35 protein-coding genes and 1 pseudogene are annotated in these 22,077 nt (G+C 65.8%); 1 reads left to right on the top strand and 35 read right to left on the bottom strand.

Annotation, left to right across the window (positions count from 1 at the left end):
* Positions 1 to 133 precede the first annotated feature (133 nt).
* The 35 genes and pseudogenes from rpsK to OHS59_RS26570 form a co-directional block, all read right to left on the bottom strand.
* A complete protein-coding gene (gene rpsK / locus OHS59_RS26740; RefSeq protein ID WP_003956432.1) occupies positions 134 to 538 on the bottom strand; it encodes a 30S ribosomal protein S11 in 405 nt (134 codons plus the stop codon).
* 70 nt (positions 539 to 608) lie between these two features.
* On the bottom strand, positions 609 to 989 hold the full coding sequence (rpsM, locus tag OHS59_RS26735) for a 30S ribosomal protein S13 (protein WP_328495912.1): 381 nt from the start codon (positions 987 to 989) through the stop codon (positions 609 to 611).
* Between the two features lie 206 nt (positions 990 to 1,195).
* On the bottom strand, positions 1,196 to 1,309 hold the full coding sequence (gene rpmJ / locus OHS59_RS26730; RefSeq protein WP_003998809.1) for a 50S ribosomal protein L36: 114 nt from the start codon (positions 1,307 to 1,309) through the stop codon (positions 1,196 to 1,198).
* Between the two features lie 57 nt (positions 1,310 to 1,366).
* Entirely contained in the window at positions 1,367 to 1,588 is a 222-nt protein-coding gene (gene infA / locus OHS59_RS26725) for a translation initiation factor IF-1 (RefSeq protein WP_003948620.1), read from the bottom strand.
* Positions 1,589 to 2,044: 456 nt separating this feature from the next.
* Entirely contained in the window at positions 2,045 to 2,881 is an 837-nt protein-coding gene (gene map / locus OHS59_RS26720) for a type I methionyl aminopeptidase (protein ID WP_328495911.1), read from the bottom strand.
* Positions 2,882 to 2,982: 101 nt separating this feature from the next.
* Positions 2,983 to 3,693: an adenylate kinase gene (locus OHS59_RS26715; RefSeq protein ID WP_328495910.1), complete on the bottom strand. Its 711-nt coding sequence runs from the start codon at positions 3,691 to 3,693 to the stop codon at positions 2,983 to 2,985.
* Positions 3,693 to 5,006, bottom strand: coding sequence for a preprotein translocase subunit SecY (gene secY / locus OHS59_RS26710; protein WP_328495909.1), 1,314 nt, complete (start codon positions 5,004 to 5,006; stop codon positions 3,693 to 3,695). The genes OHS59_RS26715 and secY overlap by 1 nt, the downstream gene beginning before the upstream one ends.
* A 249-nt stretch (positions 5,007 to 5,255) precedes the next feature.
* Positions 5,256 to 5,711, bottom strand: coding sequence for a 50S ribosomal protein L15 (gene rplO, locus OHS59_RS26705; RefSeq protein WP_328495908.1), 456 nt, complete (start codon positions 5,709 to 5,711; stop codon positions 5,256 to 5,258).
* Positions 5,712 to 5,713: 2 nt separating this feature from the next.
* Positions 5,714 to 5,896: a 50S ribosomal protein L30 gene (gene rpmD / locus OHS59_RS26700; RefSeq protein ID WP_107022202.1), complete on the bottom strand. Its 183-nt coding sequence runs from the start codon at positions 5,894 to 5,896 to the stop codon at positions 5,714 to 5,716.
* Positions 5,897 to 5,898: 2 nt separating this feature from the next.
* Positions 5,899 to 6,501 (bottom strand): 30S ribosomal protein S5, encoded by a 603-nt coding sequence (gene rpsE / locus OHS59_RS26695; protein ID WP_055513610.1) that lies wholly within the window; start codon positions 6,499 to 6,501, stop codon positions 5,899 to 5,901.
* 68 nt (positions 6,502 to 6,569) lie between these two features.
* Complete coding sequence (gene rplR, locus OHS59_RS26690; protein WP_328495907.1) at positions 6,570 to 6,953, bottom strand: 50S ribosomal protein L18; 384 nt, start codon at positions 6,951 to 6,953, stop codon at positions 6,570 to 6,572.
* 3 nt (positions 6,954 to 6,956) lie between these two features.
* Positions 6,957 to 7,496 carry a 50S ribosomal protein L6 gene (rplF, locus tag OHS59_RS26685; protein ID WP_269247080.1) on the bottom strand — a complete coding sequence of 180 codons (540 nt, stop codon included), beginning with the start codon at positions 7,494 to 7,496 and terminating at the stop codon, positions 6,957 to 6,959.
* A gap of 24 nt (positions 7,497 to 7,520) precedes the next feature.
* Positions 7,521 to 7,919 carry a 30S ribosomal protein S8 gene (gene rpsH, locus OHS59_RS26680; protein WP_081218894.1) on the bottom strand — a complete coding sequence of 133 codons (399 nt, stop codon included), beginning with the start codon at positions 7,917 to 7,919 and terminating at the stop codon, positions 7,521 to 7,523.
* Positions 7,920 to 8,154: 235 nt separating this feature from the next.
* Complete coding sequence (locus OHS59_RS26675; protein WP_003948630.1) at positions 8,155 to 8,340, bottom strand: type Z 30S ribosomal protein S14; 186 nt, start codon at positions 8,338 to 8,340, stop codon at positions 8,155 to 8,157.
* A 5-nt stretch (positions 8,341 to 8,345) separates the two neighbouring features.
* Entirely contained in the window at positions 8,346 to 8,903 is a 558-nt protein-coding gene (rplE, locus tag OHS59_RS26670) for a 50S ribosomal protein L5 (RefSeq protein ID WP_107022199.1), read from the bottom strand.
* Positions 8,903 to 9,226: a 50S ribosomal protein L24 gene (gene rplX, locus OHS59_RS26665; RefSeq protein WP_055513601.1), complete on the bottom strand. Its 324-nt coding sequence runs from the start codon at positions 9,224 to 9,226 to the stop codon at positions 8,903 to 8,905. Before rplX ends, rplE begins: the two co-directional genes overlap by 1 nt.
* A 2-nt stretch (positions 9,227 to 9,228) precedes the next feature.
* Positions 9,229 to 9,597, bottom strand: coding sequence for a 50S ribosomal protein L14 (rplN, locus tag OHS59_RS26660; protein WP_003992364.1), 369 nt, complete (start codon positions 9,595 to 9,597; stop codon positions 9,229 to 9,231).
* A 99-nt stretch (positions 9,598 to 9,696) separates the two neighbouring features.
* Positions 9,697 to 9,984, bottom strand: coding sequence for a 30S ribosomal protein S17 (gene rpsQ, locus OHS59_RS26655; protein ID WP_107022197.1), 288 nt, complete (start codon positions 9,982 to 9,984; stop codon positions 9,697 to 9,699).
* The gene (rpmC, locus tag OHS59_RS26650) at positions 9,981 to 10,205 is read right to left on the bottom strand and encodes a 50S ribosomal protein L29 (RefSeq protein WP_003998824.1); all 225 of its coding nucleotides are present in this window, start codon (positions 10,203 to 10,205) and stop codon (positions 9,981 to 9,983) included. Before rpmC ends, rpsQ begins: the two co-directional genes overlap by 4 nt.
* Positions 10,205 to 10,624 carry a 50S ribosomal protein L16 gene (gene rplP, locus OHS59_RS26645; protein WP_328495906.1) on the bottom strand — a complete coding sequence of 140 codons (420 nt, stop codon included), beginning with the start codon at positions 10,622 to 10,624 and terminating at the stop codon, positions 10,205 to 10,207. The genes rpmC and rplP overlap by 1 nt, the downstream gene beginning before the upstream one ends.
* Before the next feature lie 5 nt (positions 10,625 to 10,629).
* On the bottom strand, positions 10,630 to 11,481 hold the full coding sequence (gene rpsC / locus OHS59_RS26640) for a 30S ribosomal protein S3 (protein ID WP_107022196.1): 852 nt from the start codon (positions 11,479 to 11,481) through the stop codon (positions 10,630 to 10,632).
* The gene (rplV, locus tag OHS59_RS26635; protein ID WP_030619142.1) at positions 11,481 to 11,828 is read right to left on the bottom strand and encodes a 50S ribosomal protein L22; all 348 of its coding nucleotides are present in this window, start codon (positions 11,826 to 11,828) and stop codon (positions 11,481 to 11,483) included. Before rplV ends, rpsC begins: the two co-directional genes overlap by 1 nt.
* Before the next feature lie 41 nt (positions 11,829 to 11,869).
* Complete coding sequence (gene rpsS / locus OHS59_RS26630) at positions 11,870 to 12,151, bottom strand: 30S ribosomal protein S19 (protein ID WP_006376029.1); 282 nt, start codon at positions 12,149 to 12,151, stop codon at positions 11,870 to 11,872.
* Positions 12,152 to 12,163: 12 nt separating this feature from the next.
* Positions 12,164 to 13,000 carry a 50S ribosomal protein L2 gene (rplB, locus tag OHS59_RS26625; protein WP_328495905.1) on the bottom strand — a complete coding sequence of 279 codons (837 nt, stop codon included), beginning with the start codon at positions 12,998 to 13,000 and terminating at the stop codon, positions 12,164 to 12,166.
* A gap of 39 nt (positions 13,001 to 13,039) precedes the next feature.
* The gene (gene rplW, locus OHS59_RS26620) at positions 13,040 to 13,456 is read right to left on the bottom strand and encodes a 50S ribosomal protein L23 (RefSeq protein ID WP_328495904.1); all 417 of its coding nucleotides are present in this window, start codon (positions 13,454 to 13,456) and stop codon (positions 13,040 to 13,042) included.
* A complete protein-coding gene (rplD, locus tag OHS59_RS26615; protein ID WP_328495903.1) occupies positions 13,456 to 14,112 on the bottom strand; it encodes a 50S ribosomal protein L4 in 657 nt (218 codons plus the stop codon). Before rplD ends, rplW begins: the two co-directional genes overlap by 1 nt.
* Before the next feature lie 7 nt (positions 14,113 to 14,119).
* On the bottom strand, positions 14,120 to 14,764 hold the full coding sequence (gene rplC, locus OHS59_RS26610) for a 50S ribosomal protein L3 (RefSeq protein WP_328495902.1): 645 nt from the start codon (positions 14,762 to 14,764) through the stop codon (positions 14,120 to 14,122).
* A gap of 16 nt (positions 14,765 to 14,780) precedes the next feature.
* Complete coding sequence (gene rpsJ / locus OHS59_RS26605; RefSeq protein ID WP_003948644.1) at positions 14,781 to 15,089, bottom strand: 30S ribosomal protein S10; 309 nt, start codon at positions 15,087 to 15,089, stop codon at positions 14,781 to 14,783.
* 568 nt (positions 15,090 to 15,657) lie between these two features.
* Entirely contained in the window at positions 15,658 to 16,029 is a 372-nt protein-coding gene (locus OHS59_RS26600) for a hypothetical protein (RefSeq protein ID WP_443061504.1), read from the bottom strand.
* Between the two features lie 490 nt (positions 16,030 to 16,519).
* Complete coding sequence (locus tag OHS59_RS26595) at positions 16,520 to 17,239, bottom strand: hypothetical protein (protein WP_328495901.1); 720 nt, start codon at positions 17,237 to 17,239, stop codon at positions 16,520 to 16,522.
* Positions 17,240 to 17,795: 556 nt separating this feature from the next.
* Positions 17,796 to 18,842, bottom strand: a pseudogene (locus OHS59_RS26590) (putative T7SS-secreted protein); the annotation flags it as partial.
* Positions 18,843 to 19,015: 173 nt separating this feature from the next.
* The gene (locus OHS59_RS26585) at positions 19,016 to 19,489 is read right to left on the bottom strand and encodes a hypothetical protein (RefSeq protein WP_328495900.1); all 474 of its coding nucleotides are present in this window, start codon (positions 19,487 to 19,489) and stop codon (positions 19,016 to 19,018) included.
* Between the two features lie 74 nt (positions 19,490 to 19,563).
* Positions 19,564 to 20,115, bottom strand: a complete 552-nt coding sequence (locus OHS59_RS26580) for a hypothetical protein (RefSeq protein ID WP_328495899.1) — start codon at positions 20,113 to 20,115, stop codon at positions 19,564 to 19,566.
* Between the two features lie 31 nt (positions 20,116 to 20,146).
* Positions 20,147 to 20,581 carry a hypothetical protein gene (locus OHS59_RS26575; RefSeq protein WP_328495898.1) on the bottom strand — a complete coding sequence of 145 codons (435 nt, stop codon included), beginning with the start codon at positions 20,579 to 20,581 and terminating at the stop codon, positions 20,147 to 20,149.
* Positions 20,578 to 20,898, bottom strand: coding sequence for a hypothetical protein (locus OHS59_RS26570; protein ID WP_328495897.1), 321 nt, complete (start codon positions 20,896 to 20,898; stop codon positions 20,578 to 20,580). The genes OHS59_RS26575 and OHS59_RS26570 overlap by 4 nt, the downstream gene beginning before the upstream one ends.
* A gap of 123 nt (positions 20,899 to 21,021) precedes the next feature.
* On the opposite strand from OHS59_RS26570, the gene OHS59_RS26565 reads away from it, so the two are divergent.
* Positions 21,022 to 22,074 carry a hypothetical protein gene (locus tag OHS59_RS26565; RefSeq protein WP_328495896.1) on the top strand — a complete coding sequence of 351 codons (1,053 nt, stop codon included), beginning with the start codon at positions 21,022 to 21,024 and terminating at the stop codon, positions 22,072 to 22,074.
* Positions 22,075 to 22,077 lie beyond the last annotated feature (3 nt).

The following is a 22,077-nucleotide window of genomic DNA, read 5'->3' as shown; positions in this document are numbered from 1 at the left end:
GTCAGGGGCACCCACTATTTGATGCCCTTGCCACCGGGCGGTAGCCCGATGTGTTACTTCTGCAAGGGTACGGGCGGCACGCCTCCGAAGAGCCGTACCGCCCGAACCCCGGAAAAACTAAGACAACCGTGCGTCAGACGCGACGGCGCTTGGGCGGACGGCAGCCGTTGTGCGGCGTGGGCGTCACGTCCTGGATCGAGCCGACCTCAAGGCCGGTGGCCTGGAGGGAGCGGATCGCGGTCTCGCGGCCGGAGCCCGGACCCTTGACGAAGACGTCAACCTTGCGCATGCCGTGCTCCTGCGCGCGGCGGGCGGCCGACTCGGCGGCCATCTGCGCGGCGAAGGGAGTGGACTTGCGCGAGCCCTTGAAGCCGACGTGGCCGGCGGAGGCCCAGGAGATCACGTTGCCCGAGGGGTCCGTGATCGAGACGATGGTGTTGTTGAACGTGCTCTTGATGTGCGCGTGGCCGTGAGCGACGTTCTTCTTTTCCTTGCGGCGCACCTTCTTGGCAGCGCCCTGACGACCCTTGGGGGGCATCTATAACTCCTACGGGGAGGTGGTCGGTCCTACAGCGAAGACCGCTGATGAAGCGTTGTCCCGCTGAGGACTACTTCTTGCCCGGCTTCTTCTTGCCGGCGATCGCGCGACGCGGGCCCTTGCGGGTACGCGCGTTCGTGCTGGTGCGCTGGCCGTGGACGGGCAGGCCACGACGGTGGCGCAGGCCCTGGTAGCAGCCGATCTCGACCTTGCGGCGGATGTCGGCCTGAACCTCACGGCGGAGGTCACCCTCGGTCTTGAAGTTGCCGTCCACGTACTCGCGGATCCGGACCAGCTCCTCCTCGGAGAGGTCACGAACGCGAGTGTTGGGGTTGACGCCGGTGTCAGCCAGCGTCTTCTGCGAGAGGGTTCGGCCGATGCCGAACACGTAGGTGAGGGCAACCTCCACGCGCTTTTCGCGCGGGATGTCAACACCGGAAACGCGTGCCATTCAATGGCTCCAGTTGTCGTTCGGAGGTCTTCCGCAGAACCGGCTCCCGCCCGCCGTCATCTTCTTGGGCGAAGACTCGGTACGGATCGGGTCCCCGGCCTCCGACCGGGGGTGTCGGATCACTGTGAACAGTGGATCCGGGCTCTGCGTATGAACATGTACGTGCGTCGCGCGAAGTTCTGCGGGTGCAGAAGGTTGGTCGTGCGTCAGCCCTGGCGCTGCTTGTGGCGCGGGTTTTCGCAAATGACCATGACCCGGCCGTGACGGCGGATCACCCTGCACTTGTCGCAGATCTTCTTGACGCTCGGCTTGACCTTCATTAGTGAGGTTCTCCGGGTCAGTGCCACCACCCCGCGGAAGCGGGGCACAGGCAAGATCTACTTGTACCGGTAGACGATCCGGCCACGCGTCAGGTCGTACGGAGACAACTCCACCACGACCCTGTCGTCAGGGAGGATGCGGATGTAGTGCATACGCATCTTGCCGCTGATGTGTGCCAGAACCTGGTGGCCGTTCTGGAGCTCAACCTTGAACATGGCGTTCGGAAGAGACTCGACGACAGTGCCCTCGATCTCGATGGCACCTTGCTTCTTGGCCACGCTTCGCCCTTCGAATCGACTACCTTGATCGACTCCGTGCTTACCGTATGCAGACATGCGGATGCACGAGAGCCGACGAGTCAGTCTACGCCAGGGCCCTCGGAAAGACGAATCGAGAAGTCTGCCCCACGAAGAAGATCCCTAAGCGGGACACGCCCCGCAGGGGCACATCTCCAGGGGGCGCGGGGAACGGCGCAGTCCTTTGTCTTCAGGGGCGCGGCCCTTCCAGGGGCGCGGGGAACGGCGCAATCTTTTGCCTTCGGAGGGGCGCAGCCCTCCTAGGGGCGCGGGGAACGGCGCAGTCTTTATGTCTTTGGAGGGCCGCAGCCCCTCCAGGGCGCGGGAACGGCGCAATCTTTTGTCTTCAGGGGCGCGGGGAACGGCGCGACCAGCCCTCACCGACCCACACCCGCCCGCCACACCGAGCGCACCCCTCCCCGGTAGGGGCCCGGCGTCCTACGCCAAAGGATCGGGCGCCGCGGTGATCCCGTACTCGGCCAACTTCGCCGCGCCCCCGTCGGGAGACGTAAGCACAAGAGGCCCCTCATCCGTCAGAGCGACAGAGTGCTCCCAGTGCGAGGACCACGTACCGTCCGTCGTGATGACGGTCCAGTCGTCCGCGAGCACCTCGGTCCGAGGCGTCCCCAGCGAAACCATCGGCTCGATGGCCAGGCAGAACCCGGCCACCAGCTTCGGCCCCTTGCCCCGCCGCCGCTCGACATAGTTCAGCAGATGCGGATCCATGTGCATCTCGGTGCCGATGCCGTGGCCGCCGTAGTCCTCGACGATCCCGTACTTGCCCCCACCGGGCTTCGGCTGACGCCGGATGTACGTCTCGATGGCCCGGGAGACGTCGACGAGCCGGTTCCCCAGCTTCATCGCCGCGATGCCGGCCCACATCGACTCCTCGGTCACCCGGGACAGTTCAAGCAGCTCCGGAGCGTGACCGGAACCCACGAACGCCGTGTACGCGGCGTCCCCGTGCCAGCCGTCGATGATCGCGCCCGCGTCGATCGAGATGATGTCCCCGTCCTTCAGGACGACGTCCTCGGTCGGGATGCCATGGACGACGACCTCGTTCACCGAGGTGCAGATCGTGGCGGGGAAGCCGCCGTAGCCCAGGAAGTTCGACTTCGCGCCGTGCTCGTCCAGCACCTTGCGCGCGACCTGGTCGAGATCGTGCGTCGTGGCACCGGGTACCGCGGCTTCCCGCGTCGCAGCGTGGACGGCGGCGACGACCAGGCCCGCCTCACGCATCTTGGCGATCTGCTCGGGGGTCTTGATCTGCACCATGGGGGCCCGCGCTCTCCGTCTTCTCTGCCTATGGGGTTACGTACACAACAGTACGGCCGCGGCGCCCTGGGAGGGCACCGCGGCCGAACCGGTCGGGACGACTACTTGTCGCCGTCGCCCCGGCTGTCGTTCTTGTCCTCGTCGCTCTGGTCCTTGCCCTCGGACTGCACCTTGAGGGCGTCCATCGCACGCTTGGTGACCTCGTCCACCTTGCCGAGCGCGGTGATCGTCACGACCAGGCCCTGGGCCCGGTAGTAGTCGATGATCGGCTCGGTCTGGGTGTGGTAGACCTCCAGGCGCTTGCGGACGGTCTCCTCGGTGTCGTCGTCGCGCTGGTACAGCTCGCCGCCGCAGACGTCGCAGACGCCTTCCTTCTTCGGCGCGCTGTACGTCACGTGGAAGACGTGGCTCGAATCATTGCGGCAGATGCGGCGGCCGGCGATGCGCTTGACCACCTCGTCCTCGGGGACCTCCAGGTCGAGGACCCCGTCCAGCTCCACACCATCGGCCTTCAGGGCCTGGTCCAGCGCCTCGGCCTGCGACACGTTCCGCGGGAAGCCGTCGAGCAGGAAGCCGCCCACGGCGTCCGGCTGCTCCATGCGGTCCTTGGCCATCGCGATGGTGACCTCGTCCGGCACGAGGTTGCCCTCATCCATGTACGACTTGGCCAGCTTGCCGAGATCCGTCTGCTGGCTGATGTTCGCACGGAAGAGGTCGCCCGTGGAGATGTGCGGGATCGACAGGTTCTGGGCGAGGTACGCGGCCTGCGTTCCCTTGCCCGCCCCGGGCGGCCCGACGAGGACGATTCGCATCAGCGGAGGAACCCTTCGTAATTGCGCTGCTGGAGCTGGCTCTCGATCTGCTTCACCGTCTCCAGACCGACACCCACGATGATCAGGATGCTGGTGCCACCGAACGGGAAGTTCTGGTTTGCCCCGAAACCAACCAACGCCATCGTCGGTACGAGAGCGATCAGGCCCAGATACAGCGAACCCGGCCAGGTGATCCGGTTGAGTACGTATCCCAGGTACTCAGCGGTCGGCCGACCGGCCCGGATGCCCGGGATGAAGCCACCATACTTCTTCATGTTGTCGGCGACTTCTTCGGGGTTGAAGGAGATGGCCACGTAGAAGAAGGCGAAGAACACGATCAGCAGGAAGTAGGTGGCGATGTAGATCGGGTGGTCGCCCTTGGTGAGGTTCGTTTCGATCCAGGTCTTCCAACCCGAGGTCCCACCCGCGAACTGAGCGACCAGCGCCGGGATGTAGAGCAGCGACGAGGCAAAGATCACAGGGATGATGCCCGCCTGGTTGACCTTCAGCGGAATGTACGTCGACGTGCCGCCGTAGGACCGGCGGCCGATCATCCGCTTCGCGTACTGGACCGGAATACGGCGCTGAGCCTGCTCGACGAAGACCACCAGGCCGACCATGACGAGGCCGACCGCGATGACGGTGCCGAACTCGATCCAGCCGTCCGCCAGGTTGCCCTGCTGCTTGATGGCCCACAGAGCCGACGGGAACGTGGCGGCGATCGAGATGAACATCAGGATCGACATGCCGTTGCCGATGCCGCGGTCGGTGATGAGCTCACCGAGCCACATGACGACGGCCGTACCGGCGGTCATGGTGATGACCATCGTGATGGTGACGAAGATCGACTGGTCCGGCACGATCTGGCTGGCGACCGGGCAGCTCGTGAAGAGCGCGCCGCTGCGGGCGGTGGCCACCAGGCCGGTGCCCTGCAGGATGGCCAGTGCCACTGTCAGATAACGGGTGTACTGCGTGATCTTCGCCGTACCTGACTGGCCCTCCTTCTTGAGGGCTTCCAGGCGCGGGATCACCACGGTCAGCAGCTGCAGAATGATGCTCGCCGTGATGTACGGCATGATGCCCAGTGCGAAGATCGTGATCTGCAGCAGAGCGCCACCGCTGAACATGTTGACCAGACCGAACAGGCCCTGGTTCTGGCTCGCGTTGTCGATACAGATCTGGACGTTCTTGTAGTCGACACCGGGGATCGGGATGTGCGTACCCACCCGATAAACCACGATGATGCCGAGCGTGAAGAGCAGCTTCTTGCGCAGGTCGGGCGTCTTGAACGCCCGGGCGAACGCGGTGAGCACGGTGCCTCCTGCGACCCCCGCGCAAGTGCGCCAGAGGTGACGGTCTTGAGGTGCGACGAATAAGTAACGGACAGCTGACTAACAGTCAAGAGCCACCTGGAGTTCCCTGGCGGCACACAGGGCCGAAAATTAGCAGCGCAGGCCACCTTACCGGCGACACCGCTCCCCTAGGAACGACCAACCGGGGATGCCCCTTTTGTGGGGCATCCCCGGTCGGGATCGCTCAAGTCATCGAATTGCCTGAAGTGATCAGATCAGCTCGGTGACGGTACCGCCGGCAGCGGTGATCTTCTCCTTGGCGGAGCCGGAGACGGCGTCGACCGTCACCTGCAGCGCCACGGAGAGCTCGCCCTGGCCGAGGACCTTGACGAGGCTGTTCTTGCGAACCGCACCGTTGGCGACGAGCCCCTCGACGGTGACCTCGCCACCCTCCGGGTACAGCGACGCCAGCTTGTCGAGGTTCACGACCTGGTACTCGGTCTTGAACGGGTTCCGGAAGCCCTTGAGCTTCGGGAGACGCATGTGGAGGGGCATCTGGCCACCCTCGAAGCGCTCCGGAACCTGGTAACGGGCCTTCGTGCCCTTGGTACCACGACCGGCCGTCTTACCCTTGGACGCTTCACCACGACCGACTCGCGTCTTCGCGGTCTTGGCGCCCGGGGCGGGACGGAGGTTGTGGATCTTGAGCGGGTTGTTCTCCGCCATGATCAGTCGACCTCCTCAACCGTCACGAGGTGGCGGACGGTGTGAACCATTCCGCGGAACTCGGGGCGGTCCTCCTTGACGACCACATCGTTGATCCGCTTGAGACCAAGCGAACGAAGGGTGTCACGGTGGTTCTGCTTGCTGCCGATGAACGACTTCTTCTGCGTGATCTTGAGCTGGGCCATGATTAAGCACCCGCTCCCGCACGTGCACGCAGGAGAGCCGCGGGGGCGACGTCCTCAAGGGGCAGACCACGGCGAGCCGCGATCTCCTCGGGACGCTGCAGGCCCTTGAGGGCCGCCACGGTCGCGTGCACGATGTTGATCGCGTTGGAAGAGCCGAGCGACTTCGACAGGATGTCGTGAACGCCGGCGCACTCCAGGACAGCACGCACCGGGCCACCGGCGATAACGCCGGTACCGGGGGAAGCAGGCTTGAGCAGGACGACGCCCGCAGCCTTCTCGCCCGTGATCGGGTGCGGGATGGTGCCCTGGATACGGGGGACCTTGAAGAAGTGCTTCTTGGCCTCTTCAACACCCTTGGCGATCGCGGCCGGCACCTCCTTGGCCTTGCCGTAACCGACACCGACGGTGCCGTCACCATCGCCCACCACGACCAGCGCGGTGAAGCTGAAGCGACGACCACCCTTCACGACCTTGGCGACGCGGTTGATCGCGACGACACGCTCGACGTACGCGGTCTTCTCGGCAGCTGCGCCGCCGTCACGGCCCTTCCGGTCCCGCCGCTCGCCGCCACCGGCACCGCTTCCGCGGCGCTGGGGTCCAGCCATTGGAATTACCTCTCTCTGTTTCCGCTAGCTACGCAGCGTCAAATAGTCACTGCGCGAACGGGCAGGACTCAGAACTTGAGTCCGGCTTCGCGGGCGGCGTCCGCCAGAGCGGCAATGCGCCCGGCGTACTGGTTTCCACCACGGTCGAATACGACAGCCTCGACACCGGCGGCCTTGGCGCGCTCGGCAACCAGGGCGCCGACCGACTTGGCCTGCTCGGACTTGTCGTTCTCGCCGCCGCGGATGGTCGTGTCCAGGGTGGACGCCGACGCGAGGGTGTGACCCTTAGCGTCGTCGATGACCTGGGCCACGATGTGGCGGTTCGAGCGCGTCACGACCAGGCGAGGCCGCTCAGCCGTACCGGAGATGTGCTTCCGGATGCGGATGTGACGTCGCTTGATGGCAGCACGCTTGTAAGCGTCGCCCTTAGCAATCTTGACACCGTATGCCATGGCTTACTTACCCGCCTTTCCGACCTTGCGCCGGACGACTTCGCCCTCGTACTTGACGCCCTTGGCCTTGTACGGGTCGGGCTTGCGCAGCTTGCGGATGTTGGCCGCAACCTCGCCGACCTTCTGCTTGTCGATTCCCTCGACCGAGAAGTGTGTCGGGTTCTCGACCTTGAACGAGATGCCCTCGGGCGCCTCGACCGTGATCGAGTGGCTGTAGCCGAGCGAGAATTCCAGGTTGGAACCCTTCGCCAGGACGCGGTAACCGACACCGCTGATTTCGAGCTTCTTCACGTAACCCGTGGTCACGCCGGTGATCATGTTCGCCACCAGCGTGCGGGACAGGCCGTGGAGGGCCTTGTTCTGACGCTCGTCGTTCGGGCGGGTGACATTGAGAATGCCGTCCTCACCCTTGGCGACCTCGATCGGCGCCGCGACGGTGTGGGAGAGAGAGCCCTTGGGGCCCTTCACCTGTACCGTACGGCCGTCGATGGTGACGTCCACGCCGGCGGGAACCGTGATGGGGAGCTTGCCAATACGCGACATAGCTGTTTCCTCCGTTCCCTTCCGCTACCAGACGTAGGCGAGAACTTCTCCGCCTACGCCCTTCTTGCCGGCCTGCTGTCCGGTGAGGAGACCGTGCGACGTGGAGATGATCGCCACGCCGAGGCCACCGAGCACCTTGGGCAGGGAGGTGGACTTCGCGTACACACGCAGACCCGGCTTCGAGATCCGCTTGATGCCCGCAATGGAGCGCTCGCGGTTCGGGCCGAACTTCAGCTCGAGGACGAGCTTCTTGCCGACCTCGGCGTCCTCGACCTTCCAGCCGGTGATGAAGCCCTCCTGCTGGAGGATCTCCGCGATGTGCGACTTGATCTTGCTGTGTGGCATCGCGACATCGTCGTGGTACGCCGAGTTCGCGTTACGCAGACGAGTAAGCATGTCTGCGATGGGATCAGTCATGGTCATGAATTGGCCTTCGGCCTCTCTCGCCGGGGTTTCCTGTATGCGCCATCCCTCTCCCCACTCAGTGGCAGGACGGGTGCGGTGCGGGGACCTACGGCGTAGTAAGCGTTAACTAGTGGGCTGTACCCACCTGCGTTCGGGCGGCAGACGCCCAACCCTCCTAGCCTAAGCCATGGAGGGGAGGGCCTCTGCCAGCCCACTGCTTACCGAGAGCGTCCGGGTCGTCCCGAGTAGGGGACTACCAGGAGCTCTTGGTCACGCCCGGGAGCTCTCCACGGTGAGCCATCTCACGAAGGCACACGCGGCAGAGGCCGAACTTGCGGTACACGGAGTGCGGGCGGCCGCAGCGCTGGCAACGGGTGTAGCCACGCACACCGAACTTGGGCTTACGAGCAGCCTTGGCAATCAGAGCCTTCTTCGCCATCTCGCTTACGCCTCCTTGAAGGGGAAGCCGAGGTGACGGAGAAGGGCACGGCCTTCGGCGTCGTTGGTCGCCGTGGTGACCACGGTGATGTCCATACCCCGGACGCGGTCGATCTTGTCCTGGTCGATCTCGTGGAACATGACCTGCTCGGTGAGACCGAAGGTGTAGTTGCCACGACCGTCGAACTGCTTGGGAGACAGACCACGGAAGTCGCGGATGCGCGGAAGCGCGAGCGACAGGGTGCGGTCCAGGAACTCCCACATGCGGTCGCCACGAAGTGTGACGTGGGCGCCGATCGGCTGACCCTCACGCAGCTTGAACTGCGCGATGGACTTGCGGGCCTTGGTGACGGCCGGCTTCTGACCGGTGATCGTGGTGAGGTCGCGGATGGCGCCCTCGATCAGCTTGGAGTCGCGGGCGGCGTCGCCCACACCCATGTTGACCACGATCTTGACGAGTCCCGGGGTCTGCATGACGTTCTCGTACGAGAACTCTTCCTGCAGCTTGCCCGCGATCTCCTCGCGGTACTTCGTCTTGAGACGCGGAATGGTGGTGGTAGCCATCAGATGTCCTCACCCGTCCGCTTGGCAACGCGGATCTTGTTGCCCTCGTCGTCGAAGCGGAAACCGACGCGCGTGACGACCTTGTTGCCGTCCTTCTCAACGACCAGCTGGACGTTGGAGACGTGGACGGGCGCCTCGGTCGTGACGATGCCACCGGCCTGCGAACCGCGAGCGGTGGGACCGGCCTTCGTGTGCTTCTTGACCCGGTTGACACCCTCGACCAGGACGCGCTCGTCGCGCGGGTAAGCGGCAATGACCTTGCCCTGCTTGCCCTTGTCCTTACCGGTGATGACCTGAACCAGGTCGCCCTTCTTGATCTTCATGCTTACAGCACCTCCGGCGCGAGCGAGATGATCTTCATGAACTTCTTCTCGCGCAGCTCACGGCCGACAGGGCCGAAGATACGGGTGCCGCGAGGGTCGCCGTCGTTCTTCAGAATGACGGCGGCGTTCTCGTCGAAACGGATGTACGAGCCGTCCGGACGACGACGCTCCTTGACGGTGCGAACGATGACCGCCTTGATGACGTCACCCTTCTTCACATTGCCGCCGGGGATCGCGTCCTTGACGGTGGCGACGATGACGTCACCGATGCCCGCGTAGCGGCGACCGGAGCCACCGAGCACACGGATGCAAAGGATTTCCTTCGCACCAGTGTTGTCGGCGACACGCAGTCGCGACTCCTGCTGGATCACGTCTATCTCCTGATTGTCTGCCGGTTCCCGGCAGGGGCTCCTTCACGGAAACCCCTGCCGAGCCTGGCGGAACCAACCTGAGGGAAACCCCTCAGGTACTTACTTGGCCTTTTCGAGGATCTCGACGATGCGCCAGCGCTTCGTCGCGGACAGCGGACGGGTCTCCATGATGACAACCCGGTCGCCGACGCCCGCGGCGTTCTGCTCGTCGTGAGCCTTCAGCTTGTTCGTACGGCGGATGACCTTGCCGTACAGCGCGTGCTTGACGCGGTCCTCGACAGCGACGACGACGGTCTTGTCCATCTTGTCGCTGACGACCAGACCCTCACGGGTCTTGCGGAAGCCGCGGCTCGTCTTGGTCTCTTCGGTCACGTTGTTCTCGCTCATGCGCTCTCCACCGTCTCGATGCCCAGCTCGCGCTCACGCATCAGGGTGTAGATCCGCGCGATGTCCTTGCGGACGGCCTTGAGCCGCCCGTGGTTTTCGAGCTGACCGGTCGCCGCCTGGAAGCGGAGGTTGAACAGCTCTTCCTTGGCTTCGCGAAGCTTCGCAAGAAGCTCCTCGTCACCCAGTTCGCGCAGCTCGGACGCCTTGGTACCGGCCGACATCACGCTTCACCTGCCTCGCGCTTGACGATCCGGCACTTCATCGGCAGCTTGTGGGCTGCGCGAGTGAGGGCCTCACGGGCGATCTTCTCGTTGGGGTAGGACAGTTCGAACATGACCCGGCCCGGGTGCACGTTCGCGACCCACCACTCGGGCGAACCCTTACCGGAACCCATGCGGGTCTCGGCAGGCTTCTTGGTCAGCGGGCGGTCCGGGTAGATGTTGATCCAGACCTTGCCGCCACGCTTGATGTGGCGGGTCATCGCGATACGAGCCGCCTCGATCTGGCGGTTCGTCACGTACGCCGGCGTGAGGGCCTGAATGCCGTACTCGCCGAACGAGACTGCCGTACCGCCCTTGGCCTGACCGCGGCGCTTCGGGTGGTGCTGCTTGCGGTGCTTGACCCTACGAGGGATCAGCATTTCGGTCAGGCCTCCGTTCCGGTGCTCTCAGCCGGAGCGGCAGCGGCGGCGGGAGCGTCGGCCTTGGGGGCCTCGGCTGCCGGCGCGGACTGCTGCTGCGGCTTGCGGCCGCGGCCGCCACGCTCGCCACCACGACCGCCACGTGCCGGGCGGTCGCCGCCGCCACCGGCACCACCACGGGCCGGGCGGTTACCCGCACGGGCCGCGGCGTTCTCGGCGCGGACCTCGGCGATGTTCTTGACATCGCCCTTGTAGATCCAGACCTTCACACCGATACGGCCGAAGGTCGTCTTGGCCTCGAAGAAGCCGTAGTCGACGTTCGCGCGGAGCGTGTGCAGGGGCACACGGCCCTCGCGGTAGAACTCCGAGCGGGACATCTCGGCGCCGCCGAGACGGCCACCGCACTGGATCTTGATGCCCTTGGCGCCGGCCTTCATCGTGCCCTGCATGCTCTTACGCATGGCGCGACGGAAGGAGACGCGGGAGGACAGCTGCTCGGCGACGGCCTGGGCCACCAGCTGAGCGTCCGTCTCCGGGCTCTTGACCTCAAGGATGTTCAGCTGGACCTGCTTGCCGGTCAGCTTCTCCAGGTCACCGCGGATGCGGTCGGCCTCGGCGCCACGACGGCCGATGACGATGCCCGGGCGCGCGGTGTGGATGTCCACACGGACGCGGTCACGGGTGCGCTCGATCTCAACCTTCGAGATGCCGGCGCGCTCCATGCCGGACGTCATCATCCGACGGATGGCGACGTCTTCCTTGACGTAGTCCTTGTACAGCTTGTCGGCGTACCAACGGGACTTGAAGTCCGTGGTGATGCCGAGCCGGAACCCATGCGGGTTAACCTTCTGGCCCATTACCGGGTTCCTTCCTTGCTGCTGACGACCACGGTGATGTGGCTGGTCCGCTTGCGGATCCGGTAGGCGCGGCCCTGGGCGCGCGGACGGAACCGCTTCAGGGTCGGACCCTCGTCGACATACGCCTCGGAGATGACGAGGCTGTCGGCGTCGGTGTGGTCGTAGTTGTGTGCGGCGTTGGCAATGGCGCTGTCAAGCACCTTGCCTACCGGCACGCTCGCGGCCTGCGGGGCGAAACGCAGGACCGCCTGAGCCTCCGTGGCATCCATGCCACGGATAAGGTCCACCACACGGCGGGCCTTCATGGGCGTAACGCGGATGTACCGCGCCTGGGCCCTGGCTTCCATGGTTGTCCTTCCAGTGTCTGTCATGGTCATTCCACCCCGCGTTAGCGGCGCTTCGACTTCCGGTCGTCCTTGACGTGACCCCGGAAGGTGCGCGTCGGCGAGAACTCGCCGAGCTTGTGGCCGACCATCGACTCGGTGACAAACACCGGAATGTGGGTCTTGCCGTTGTGCACCGCGATCGTGTGGCCGAGCATGGCCGGGATGATCATCGAGCGACGGGACCAGGTCTTGATGACGTTCTTGGAACCGGCTTCGTTCTGTACGTCCACCTTCTTGATCAGGTGGTCGTCGACGAAGGGCCCCTTCTTGAGACTGCGCGGCATCTAAACCCGCTCCTAGCGCTTCTTGTTCGTCTTGCGGCGGCGGACGATGTACTTGTTCGATGCCTTCTTCGGCGAACGAGTACGACCCTCCTTCTGACCCCACGGCGAGACCGGGTGACGTCCACCGGAGGTCTTGCCTTCACCACCACCGTGCGGGTGGTCAACCGGGTTCATCGCCACACCGCGAACGGTCGGGCGGACGCCCAGCCAGCGCTTGCGGCCGGCCTTGCCCCAGTTGATGTTCGACTGCTCGGCGTTACCGACCTCGCCGACGGTGGCGCGGCAGCGCACGTCGACCAGGCGGATCTCTCCGGACGGCATGCGCAGGTGGGCCATCTGGCCCTCCTTCGCGAGCAGCTGCACGGACGCGCCGGCGGAGCGGGCGAACTTGGCACCGCCACCGGGACGGAGCTCGATCGCGTGGATCGTGGTACCGACCGGGATGTTGCGGAGGGCCAGGTTGTTGCCCGGCTTGATGTCGGACCCGGGACCGTTCTCGACACGGTCGCCCTGCGACAGGTTGCGGGGGGCGAGGATGTAGCGCTTCTCGCCGTCCGCGTAGTGAAGCAGCGCGATACGCGCGGTGCGGTTGGGGTCGTATTCGATGTGCGCGACCTTCGCCGGCACGCCGTCCTTGTCGTGCCGACGGAAGTCGATCACTCGGTAGGCGCGCTTGTGTCCGCCACCCTGGTGGCGAACGGTCACACGACCGGCGTTGTTACGGCCGCCCTTGCTGTGCAGCGGGCGGACCAGCGACTTCTCCGGCGTGGACCGCGTGACCTCGACGAAGTCGGCGACGCTGGAGCCACGACGGCCCGGCGTAGTCGGCTTGTACTTGCGGATTCCCATTTCTCAGTCCTCGTCCGATATTCGGACCAGGGCGCTCCGTTAGGAGGCCTGGCCGAAGATGTCGATACGGTCGCCCTCAGCGAGGGTCACGATGGCGCGCTTGGTGTCAGCACGCTTGCCGAAACCGCTCTTGGTCCGCTTGCGCTTTCCCTGGCGGTTGATCGTGTTGACCCCGGTGACCTTGACCGAGAAGACCGCCTGGACGGCCTGCTTGATCTGGGTCTTGTTGGCGCCCGGCGCGACGACGAAGGTGTACTTGCCCTCGTCGAGCAGCGCGTAGCTCTTCTCGGAGACGACCGGCTTGATGAGGACGTCACGGGGATCCGTGAAGCTCTTGCTCAGCGGCGTCTCGACAGTGTTCTTGCCCTCGGCCTCGTGGCGCTTCGCCTTGGCGATGCGCGCGGCCTTGGCGACCTTGGCCGCCTTGGGGGCAATGCTCGGGTGACGCGTAGCCATCAGGCTTCGCTCCCTTCGGTGTCAGCGGCCTGGGGGCCAGACACGAAGGACTCGAAAGCGGCCTGGGTGAAGACCACGTCGTCCGAGACGAGAACGTCGTACGTGTTCAGCTGGCCCGGCTCCAGGATGTGGACCTGGGGCAGGTTGCGCGCGGAGAGCAGCGCGGCCTCGTCGGCACGATCGATGACCAGGAGCACGTTCTTGCGCTCCGAGATCTTGCCGATCAGAACCTTCGCGGCCTTGGTGGAGGGGGTGTCGCCCTCGATCACGCCGGAGACGACGTGGATACGAGCGTTGCGGGCCCGGTCGGTGAGGGCGTGGCGCAGGGCCGCGGCCTTCATCTTCTTCGGGGTCCGCTGCGAGTAGTCACGCGGCTGCGGGCCGTGGACGACGCCACCGCCGACGAACTGCGGGGCGCGGGTAGAGCCCTGGCGCGCACGGCCGGTGCCCTTCTGACGGTAGGGCTTCCTACCGCCACCACGAACCTCGGCGCGCGTCTTGGTCTTGTGCGTGCCCTGGCGGGCAGCGGCCAGCTGGGCGACTACGACCTGGTGAAGCAGCGGAATGCTGATCTTCTCGACGTCGAAGATCTCCGCGGGGAGCTCGACCGTCCCGGTCTTGTCGCCTGCCGGCGAAATGATGTCAACAGTGCTCATCGTTACCTCAGGCCCCCTTGGCGGCGGTGCGGACCAGGACGAGGCCGCCGTTCGGACCGGGGACGGCGCCCTTGATGAGGAGCAGTCCCTTCTCCGCGTCAACGGCGTGGACGGTCAGGTTCTGGGTGGTGACCCGCTCGTGACCCATGCGGCCCGCCATGCGCATGCCCTTGAAGACACGGCCGGGGGTGGCACAGCCACCGATGGAGCCGGGAGAGCGGTGCTTGCGCTGGACGCCGTGTCCGGCGCCGAGGCCATGGAAGTTGTGACGCTTCATGACACCGGCGAAGCCCTTGCCCTTGCTCGTGCCGGTCACGTCCACCTTGACGCCGGACTCGAAGGTCTCAGCGGTGATCTCCTGGCCGAGGACGTACTCGCTGGCGTCAGCGGTACGGATCTCGACGAGGTGACGGCGGGGGGTGACGTCGGCCTTGGCGAAGTGACCCTTGAGGGGCTTGTTCACCTTGCGCGGGTCGATCTCGCCGAAGGCGATCTGGACCGACTCGTAGCCGTCGACAGCGTTCGTACGGACCTGGGTCACGACATTGGGGCTGGCCTTGACGACGGTGACCGGAACAACACGGTTGTTCTCGTCCCACACCTGCGTCATGCCGAGCTTCTCGCCCAGGATGCCCTTGATCTGCTTAGCCATTCTCAGACCACATCCCTTAGAGCTTGATCTCGATGTCGACACCGGCCGGGAGGTCGAGTCGCATCAAAGAGTCAACGGTCTTGGGGGTCGGGTCGAGAATGTCGATCAGGCGCTTGTGCGTGCGCATCTCGAAGTGCTCGCGCGAGTCCTTGTACTTGTGCGGCGACTTGATGACGCAGTACACGTTCTTCTCAGTGGGCAGCGGCACCGGGCCCGCGACCGACGCACCAGTGCGCGTCACCGTCTCGACGATCTTCTTCGCCGACGAATCGATGACCTCGTGGTCGTAGGCCTTGAGCCGGATGCGGATCTTCTGTCCCGCCATGGCTACTCAGTAGTCCTTTGTCTAGTGAAACGCTCTGCAACCCGGGGGTTCGCGTCCCCGCCTCCGACCCACGCGGTCGGGTGTGTCGCGTCCTCACCGCAGAGATATCCACCATCGGATTTCCCTGCCAGGGACACGGCCCATCCCAAAGACGACCGCGGAACCGGGGGCCGAACACCCACCGGGCGCCTGGTCTGCGCCCCGCTGACACTTCCCGGAAGATTCCCGTACGTCCGCTCCAGCGCTGCCCTGGGGCAGTTGGGGCGACGAGTACTGTGGGACTCGCTTCCGGTCCTCCCGGCGGGAGGCGCGCAGCATCGGCACTCAACCGAGCAACCCCGACAGTCTGCCATACGGGGCACGGGCCTGGCGAATCGAGCCGGAGAGGATACCCCTGGGGGGGCGCGGGTCAAACACGGGTCCGACACGACGGACCGACCGGACCCGCCACCCCGCCCCCTGGCTCGGCACTCTCGGCCTCCGCCGACGCCTCACGCGTGGGACAAAGACTTCCTCGGGACGCGGGGACGCGGCGCCCGCGTCGGCGGCCTCCGGGACATCACGAGCCCTAGTCGCGCGCCTCGGCAGCGGAGAGGAGCCGTCGAAGGCGTCTGATCTCCAGCACAAGGCTGGGCACGGCCTCTCGCGCCATCGCGATGAAGGCGGCGTTTTCATCCCAGCGACCGTCTGCACAGTCCACGTAGCGCGGATGCTGCACCAGCGTCGCGGCAATCAGCTCCTTGTGATCGAAATCAGGCCACCTTTCCCCTCGCCCGGTATCCTCGACGGTGCTGACTGCGACGAGATTCATGGCGTAATCGTCATCAAGGCTCCTGACGAACCATGGCCCTGGCGTCGCCACAGAGCACAGTTCTTCGATCTCATCCAGATCGATTTCAGGAGTCACGCCTTCATCCGGCATTTCTTTGTTACCGCCCACGCCTGTTCGTCTCCCATAAACTGTGCGACACACCCGTCACATCGTGATCAGTATCGCTCGGTGGTGTAACCGAGCCGTTCGGCGTTCCGATAGAATTTCGAATCGTTCGTGATGAGCGGCAGACCTTCCTGAGCCGCCGAATCCCAACACTCTTGCGTCATCGGTGCGGATCATGGGGTTGAACGACTTCCCGTTCCATGTGCCTGCGGTGAAGAACCGGCGTCCTGCCGGCAAGCGCCGCGTCCACGTCCGCGTCCACGTCCGCGGCCCGCGACCCACGACCCGCGACCCGTTGGATCGGGGCTGAGGTATCGAGCGGTCTCAGGGTCGTAGTGGCCAGGGAATCTCAAGGCGTGATCCGGCTGACGAAGGGCGGCACGCTGCTCCCGTGGTCGGTGCGAAGCCCGCCCGGCGGTAAGCCTCGTAACGGGAGCTCAGTGCGGGGGCGTGCCCCTTCTGCGTCACGGATTCCCCTCAAGCCCGGGGCTCGTCAAGCCCGGGGCTCGTCGCGTTCGAGCGCGTCGAAGTCGATCGGCTGATAGTGCGGGGCGTAGTCACGCAGGAACGCGGCCGCCTCCTCCGGCAGGGGCGGGGTCGCGATCACCGCGTACTCCAGTACGCGCTTCGGGGCGAAGTACTTCCAGAACTCGTACTCCGGCTCCCCCGCCGCCAGGTCCGGATACCGGTCCGTGACACCGAGGCTGTCCAGGAGTTCGGGAAGCGTGGCGTCGGCGAGGTTCACCATCGGTTCACGCGGGAGCACGATCCGCTCCACACCGGGGTCGAGACGAGGCTGCTTCCCCTGCGCGATGTCCTCCATCTGGGGCCGGTCCAGCACGTACCAGGGCCCGGCATGCTCCTGCACGAGCCAGCTGTCCCGGGTGTCACTGCGATGGATGGCGCACACGTCGCCCCGGAAGATCTGCTCGACGAAGCCGAGACCGGGCTGGACCAGGGTCTGCGTCTCGCCTGCCGCCTGAAACGTGATCTCCCTTCCGTGCCCTGTCGCGATCTGCGCGAACTCGGCGGCGAACTCCGACCGGACGGGCGACGCCCGCAGACAGGAGAAGTGCAGCGACCCCACCACGAAGGCGTGTTCCTCCTGCCAGGTCGCCCGCATGAGCCGGTACGAAGGAACACTGCTGGCCCACCCCGGGACGTGCAGGACGAATTCGCCGCAGAAGACACACGAAGCGTATTCACTACTCATTACAGCTTTCCCTTTCCGCGGCGCGGTTCATGCCGTGACATACGCATCATCATCCCATTTGCACGGGAACGATGAACCCCAGTGGATTCACCGGGCCACCCTCAGGATACGTTCCCTGCGGCAGCTCACGAATTCCCTCACCGTCGAAGAACCTCAGGTTCCCATCCCGGCTGACGACCACTTCCATGTGATCCGACGCTTTGTACTCCAGGTCCCGCGACATACTGTTGGGCATTCCCTGCGCCTGTTCTATTCTGTTGGGCGGTCCGGGAATTCGATCCTCCGGGTGCGTATGGGCGATGAAATCGTAGTCCTGCCCCCTGAGGTCCCGTGGAATGGAACTCGTCCGCTCCGTCCCTCGGAAGAGACGCAGATCTCCCGCCGGATTCTGGATGATGGCGTGCTCGACCCCGTGGAAACTCTGGAGTTCGGAGAGATGGGAGACGTTCACCTCTCCGGGCCGGATGGGTATGTGCCCGTTCTCCAGCGCCCGGGTGAGCTGCCTGGCCTTGGGGGACAGCGCCCGGTACGGGATCTGGCCACCCGGCATGCGGGCTCCACCCTTGAAGACGCCGCTCATGCCGCGCACGCCCTCGGCCATGCCCTTCATCCCGGCCTTGATCCCGTTCAAGCTCCGGAGGCCCTTGAGTCCCTTGGCGAGCCCGCCGAGAGTGGTCAGCCCCTTCATACCCGGAATGCAGTCGAGGGCGGCGAACGCCACATCCCACAGGGACGCCTGCCCCTTCATATATTTATTGAGGGTGTCCGCGAGAACGATCAGCGCGGCAATGAGCACGATCGCCCCGAGGATCGGCCCCCCAATAATCAGGGCGATGATCCCGAGGACGGCGACAACGACCTTGCAGACGGCGACGATGGTGTCCCAGTTGTCGACGAACCAGTCGCCGACCTCCTCGTACCACTTACGGTTCCGAATCCCCGCGTCGGAAGCGTCGTCCAGCTTCCGCTTCGCCTCCCCCGCGGCGTCCTCACGCATCCGACGGGCATCCGCGGCCATCTTCTTCGCCGCATCGAGGGCACTCTGCGCCGAGGTCACATCCGACTGAGCGGCGGTATGCGCATCCTTGGCACTCTGCGCATCACGGGTCGCGGCCCGCACCTTCGCCTCATCCGGCTTCTCGACATCCTTGCCACCGGCCGGGTCGTCCTTGTACTTGTCCGCTTCCTTATTGGCGCGGGTCACCCACGAATCAGCCGACGACAACTTGGACTTGGCCGAGGACAGATCCGCCTGCGCCTCCCGCCCCTTCACGAGGGCCTTGTCGGCCAACGTCTGGGCCCGCTCCAGCTCGGGCCAGTACGCCGCCAGCGCGTCCCCCGCCAGGTCGTACGACTTCTTCAGCTTCTTGAGATTCTTCGGCACCCCGGAAAACTCGTCCCGGAAGACATCGGCCGTCTTGCCCACCATCGCCAGGACGGCGTCCTCGTCCGCCATCCCCTTCACCAGCCGCAGCGCATCCTGCACGTCATCGGCGAAGTCATGCAGGCTCTTGGCCAGGGACTTCACCCGGACCGGATCCCCCGGCGTCGGATCCTTCTCCAGATCCAGCACATGCCAGTCCGTCGGCCGATACCCCGCCATCACGCAACCCCCGTCGCACCACCAACCACGCCAACCACACGTACGCAGCAGCGAATTTACTAGGCACTGGCGTTCGGCGCGAAGAGTCCCTGATGACGTTGCCGGAGATCAGCCCCAGAGCTCACGCTCAGGCCCGCGTGTCCACCACGACCGTGCCACCGCGCCCCCTGCCCTCAAGAGCGGCGACCACGCAGGGCCCGCCACACATCGCCGACCGCATCCGTGGCCAGCATCCCCCAGTACTCCAGCTTGTTCTGCACGGTCGTCCGGATCATCTGCCACTTGAACCACGGCGGGAGTTGCCGGAACGGCACGTAGTCGAGGGTGTCGTCGATGGCGTTCTCGGCCATGCTCCTGCGGCCGTGGCCCTCCGCCCGCAGCGCGGCGTACAGCTCTGGTGTCAGTTCGCCGTTGAGCCGGGCCGCGGTGCCCGCCGCGGTGAAGGCGAAGCCGCGTTGGCCGACGTCCGCCAACTGCATCGCCCTGACGATCCGAGGTGACGCCTCGGCCAGCGAGCAGTTGAAGGCCAGCCCGATCACGGCGGAGCCCAGCGAGTCCTCACCGCGTTCGTACGCCACGTCCCACTCGACGGGATCGTCGAAGCGAAGCGGGCTCTCGTCACCGTCCCAGTCCCACCCAGCCGACATGTTCCCGTCCTCACGATGCCGATCGACGCCGACAGGGCCGGCGCAGGACCCGCCGGCCGTCCTCGACCTCCTGACTACGCCCCGCCCAGCATCGCGTCCTCGTCGAAGCCGAGCTCGTCCTCGATGCCCAGCTCCTGCGCCGCATGCCATCTCAGCGGGTCCGGCCACTTCCCCGGGGCCGTTCTGGCGATGTCCCCCAGAAATCGAAGCGCTTCAGGGGTACCGATCCCGGCCAGCGCCTGCACGCCCTTGATACACAGAGCGTAGAAGGGACCGTCCGTGTCCTTGCGCTCCCGCACCAGAGAGCTGATCGGCTCCACACCCTCGGGAGCCCGCAGCTCTCCGAGCATGTCGACCAGATCCTCCGAGTTCACGCCTTGTGCGCGCGGCGCGAGGACAGGTGCCAGGATCGCGGCAAGTCCCTCGGGGTGGAGGTGAACCGCGACACCCGCCTGTGGTTCGAACCTGCGCCAGTCCCCCGCTTGGGACGAGAGCCGCAGCCGGCCGAGGATGCGGGCGCGCGCCTCCGGAAACGCGTCTTCGACTTCTACGGCTTTCTCCCGCCCCATATGTCCCGAGCCGATGAGTGAATCCACTCGCCGCATCAGGGCGTCCTCCGCGGCCACGTCAGCCCGCCTTCCCTCCACCACCGGCCGGTCACAGTCCGTCCGAAAAGGGATCAGGGTGCCCACCCCATTGGAATCCCCAGGCCCCGGTCTCATCGTCGAGAACAGCGCGGAGTCCGCGATCGGGAAGGGCGAATTCGTCGCGCAGCCAGGCGTCCATCGCCAGCACCGCCACCTCGGACCGGTAGTGGGCGAGGGGAAAGGTGAGCGCCGTGACCTCGACGAGCAGGCCGTCGGGATGCGCGGAGGACAGGTCGGCGGAGTGCACCGAGAGCCCGAAGGCAAGCCATGCGGCGTCACGCCAGTTGATGCCGCTCGGAAGCGCCAGCGATACGTTGCGGTAGATCTGCAGGCCGCCTCCCGCACCGGCACCTGGGAGGCGACGCTCCACCGTCAAGTCTGCGGCCAAGGCCGATCCGCCGGGCGAGCAGGAGCCCCGGAGCCGGTACTTGAACGTGCTACTCATCCCCCCGCCTTGAGGGTCCACGCGGGCGAATCCTCGGGCGGCCGGGGGCGGATCCGCAGTCGCGTCACGTCGATGCCCGCGTCCGCGCTCGCGTCTCCCGTCGGAAGACGTCCCGCGTCGTCGGGGTAGTAGTACGGGCCGTAAGCCCAGAACTCCGGAAACTCATGGCACATGAGATCGGGGTACGGGGCTATCTCCGTTCCTCCGTACCTGTGATTGAGCCTCGCCACCGCTTCCGCGCGGGAGATACCGAATCGCCCCACCATTTCATCCACTATCTCGCGGAAATAGCCGAGCATTCCTTCGTCCAGTTTCATACGAAATTCCGCGGTCACGGCGTTAGCATCCCCCTTGGAGGACCAGCAGCTCGTCATCGGTCATCGCCATCGTGCGTGCCCCCGCCTTCACCTTTCACCCGCCCACGTGCATAGCCTCTCCCCATGTCCAGGACCACCCCACCCCGCCCCCTCGACGTCACCGCCCTCTTCCCGGAGTTGGCGCCGATGGCCCGTACCGCCGTACGGCTGCACCCGCGTGCCGGTACGCCGACCGCCGCCGACAGTTCCATCGGCGGCCCCCTGCTCTGGCCGGCCCAGGAGCCGTGGCCCACCTGCCCGGATCACACCGGGCCCTCGCACCGCGGTGTCACCCCCGACGACGTACGGCTGCGGCGGCGCATCCTCGACGAGGCCTGGGAGCGGCCGCGCGCCGAGGGCGCCGACCTCCTCACCCCCGAGGAAAGCGTGATCGTGGACCGCGCCTCCATCTCCGGCCGGACGCGCATACCCCAGGACGGCCCGGTCCCCCTGATCCCCGTGGTCCAGCTGTACGCCGCCGACGTCCCCTCGCTGCCCCGCCCGGCCGGTACCGACCTGCTCCAGGTCCTGTGGTGCCCCTTCGACCACGCCGAGGACTATCTCCCCGCGGTCACGCTCCGCTGGCGCACCTCCGCCGACGTGACCGACCCTCTCACCACCGCCCCGCAGCCCTCGGTGATCGGCAACGACGACTACCTCCCCGAGCCCTGCGTACTCCACCCCGAGACGGTCACCGAGTATCCCGCCCCGCACGAACTGCCCGAGGACCTGGCGGACCGGATCGAGGCCTGGGAGGAGGAACAGACCCCGGAAGAACCCGATGAGCCGGATGGGCTGGATGAGTTGGATGACGCTGCCGTCATCGGCTATCAGTACGACCTCAGCGTCGCCCCTGGCTGCAAGCTCGGCGGCCACGCCCCCTGGAGCTTCAGCGACCCGTTCCCCATGGCCTGCCCGAAGTGTGGCTCGGACGTGCGGCCGCTGCTCACCCTGGACGGCACCGAGTGGGACGGCGGCAGCGGGAGTTGGCGTCCTGTGGAGGACGCCGGCTATACGGGACTGCACTACCGCGGCCCGGCGTGCGCGACCCAGCTGAACATCGGCCGCAGCTACAACATGCAGCTGTACGTGTGCACGGTCGCGCCCGACCATCCGCATGTCCAGAACATGCAGTGACCC

The sequence above is a fragment of the Streptomyces sp. NBC_00414 genome (assembly GCF_036038375.1).
Classification (GTDB): Bacteria; Actinomycetota; Actinomycetes; order Streptomycetales; family Streptomycetaceae; genus Streptomyces.
The sequence above is the reverse complement of the archived record's forward strand: the minus strand, read 5'-3'. Positions and strand labels throughout refer to the sequence as shown.

Excerpts from the sequence above, each read along its gene's own strand:
- rpsK (WP_003956432.1), bottom strand. The coding sequence starts at position 538 with ATGCCCCCCAAGGGTCGTCAGGGCGCTGCCAAGAAGGTGCGCCGCAAG.
- rpmC (WP_003998824.1), bottom strand. The coding sequence starts at position 10,205 with ATGTCGGCCGGTACCAAGGCGTCCGAGCTGCGCGAACTGGGTGACGAG.
- rplV (WP_030619142.1), bottom strand. The coding sequence starts at position 11,828 with ATGGAAGCCAGGGCCCAGGCGCGGTACATCCGCGTTACGCCCATGAAG.
- rplO (WP_328495908.1), bottom strand. The coding sequence starts at position 5,711 with ATGGCGGAGAACAACCCGCTCAAGATCCACAACCTCCGTCCCGCCCCG.
- OHS59_RS26570 (WP_328495897.1), bottom strand. The coding sequence starts at position 20,898 with ATGAAACTGGACGAAGGAATGCTCGGCTATTTCCGCGAGATAGTGGAT.
- rpsS (WP_006376029.1), bottom strand. The coding sequence starts at position 12,151 with ATGCCGCGCAGTCTCAAGAAGGGGCCCTTCGTCGACGACCACCTGATC.
- rpsE (WP_055513610.1), bottom strand. The coding sequence starts at position 6,501 with ATGGCTGGACCCCAGCGCCGCGGAAGCGGTGCCGGTGGCGGCGAGCGG.
- rplF (WP_269247080.1), bottom strand. The coding sequence starts at position 7,496 with ATGTCGCGTATTGGCAAGCTCCCCATCACGGTTCCCGCCGGCGTGGAC.
- rplX (WP_055513601.1), bottom strand. The coding sequence starts at position 9,226 with ATGAAGATCAAGAAGGGCGACCTGGTTCAGGTCATCACCGGTAAGGAC.
- rplW (WP_328495904.1), bottom strand. The coding sequence starts at position 13,456 with ATGGCTACGCGTCACCCGAGCATTGCCCCCAAGGCGGCCAAGGTCGCC.
- rpsM (WP_328495912.1), bottom strand. The coding sequence starts at position 989 with ATGGCACGCGTTTCCGGTGTTGACATCCCGCGCGAAAAGCGCGTGGAG.
- rplP (WP_328495906.1), bottom strand. The coding sequence starts at position 10,624 with ATGCTGATCCCTCGTAGGGTCAAGCACCGCAAGCAGCACCACCCGAAG.
- rplD (WP_328495903.1), bottom strand. The coding sequence starts at position 14,112 with ATGAGCACTGTTGACATCATTTCGCCGGCAGGCGACAAGACCGGGACG.
- OHS59_RS26675 (WP_003948630.1), bottom strand. The coding sequence starts at position 8,340 with ATGGCGAAGAAGGCTCTGATTGCCAAGGCTGCTCGTAAGCCCAAGTTC.
- rpsQ (WP_107022197.1), bottom strand. The coding sequence starts at position 9,984 with ATGAGCGAGAACAACGTGACCGAAGAGACCAAGACGAGCCGCGGCTTC.
- rplC (WP_328495902.1), bottom strand. The coding sequence starts at position 14,764 with ATGGCTAAGCAGATCAAGGGCATCCTGGGCGAGAAGCTCGGCATGACG.
- rplE (WP_107022199.1), bottom strand. The coding sequence starts at position 8,903 with ATGGCTACCACCACCATTCCGCGTCTCAAGACGAAGTACCGCGAGGAG.
- OHS59_RS26575 (WP_328495898.1), bottom strand. The coding sequence starts at position 20,581 with ATGAGTAGCACGTTCAAGTACCGGCTCCGGGGCTCCTGCTCGCCCGGC.
- rpmD (WP_107022202.1), bottom strand. The coding sequence starts at position 5,896 with ATGGCCCAGCTCAAGATCACGCAGAAGAAGTCGTTCATCGGCAGCAAG.
- OHS59_RS26715 (WP_328495910.1), bottom strand. The coding sequence starts at position 3,693 with ATGCGAATCGTCCTCGTCGGGCCGCCCGGGGCGGGCAAGGGAACGCAG.
- OHS59_RS26585 (WP_328495900.1), bottom strand. The coding sequence starts at position 19,489 with ATGTCGGCTGGGTGGGACTGGGACGGTGACGAGAGCCCGCTTCGCTTC.
- rplR (WP_328495907.1), bottom strand. The coding sequence starts at position 6,953 with ATGGCATACGGTGTCAAGATTGCTAAGGGCGACGCTTACAAGCGTGCT.
- map (WP_328495911.1), bottom strand. The coding sequence starts at position 2,881 with ATGGTGCAGATCAAGACCCCCGAGCAGATCGCCAAGATGCGTGAGGCG.
- rpsH (WP_081218894.1), bottom strand. The coding sequence starts at position 7,919 with ATGACCATGACTGATCCCATCGCAGACATGCTTACTCGTCTGCGTAAC.
- OHS59_RS26565 (WP_328495896.1), top strand. The coding sequence starts at position 21,022 with ATGTCCAGGACCACCCCACCCCGCCCCCTCGACGTCACCGCCCTCTTC.
- OHS59_RS26595 (WP_328495901.1), bottom strand. The coding sequence starts at position 17,239 with ATGAGTAGTGAATACGCTTCGTGTGTCTTCTGCGGCGAATTCGTCCTG.
- rpsJ (WP_003948644.1), bottom strand. The coding sequence starts at position 15,089 with ATGGCGGGACAGAAGATCCGCATCCGGCTCAAGGCCTACGACCACGAG.
- rplB (WP_328495905.1), bottom strand. The coding sequence starts at position 13,000 with ATGGGAATCCGCAAGTACAAGCCGACTACGCCGGGCCGTCGTGGCTCC.
- rpsC (WP_107022196.1), bottom strand. The coding sequence starts at position 11,481 with ATGGGCCAGAAGGTTAACCCGCATGGGTTCCGGCTCGGCATCACCACG.
- rpmJ (WP_003998809.1), bottom strand. The coding sequence starts at position 1,309 with ATGAAGGTCAAGCCGAGCGTCAAGAAGATCTGCGACAAGTGCAGGGTG.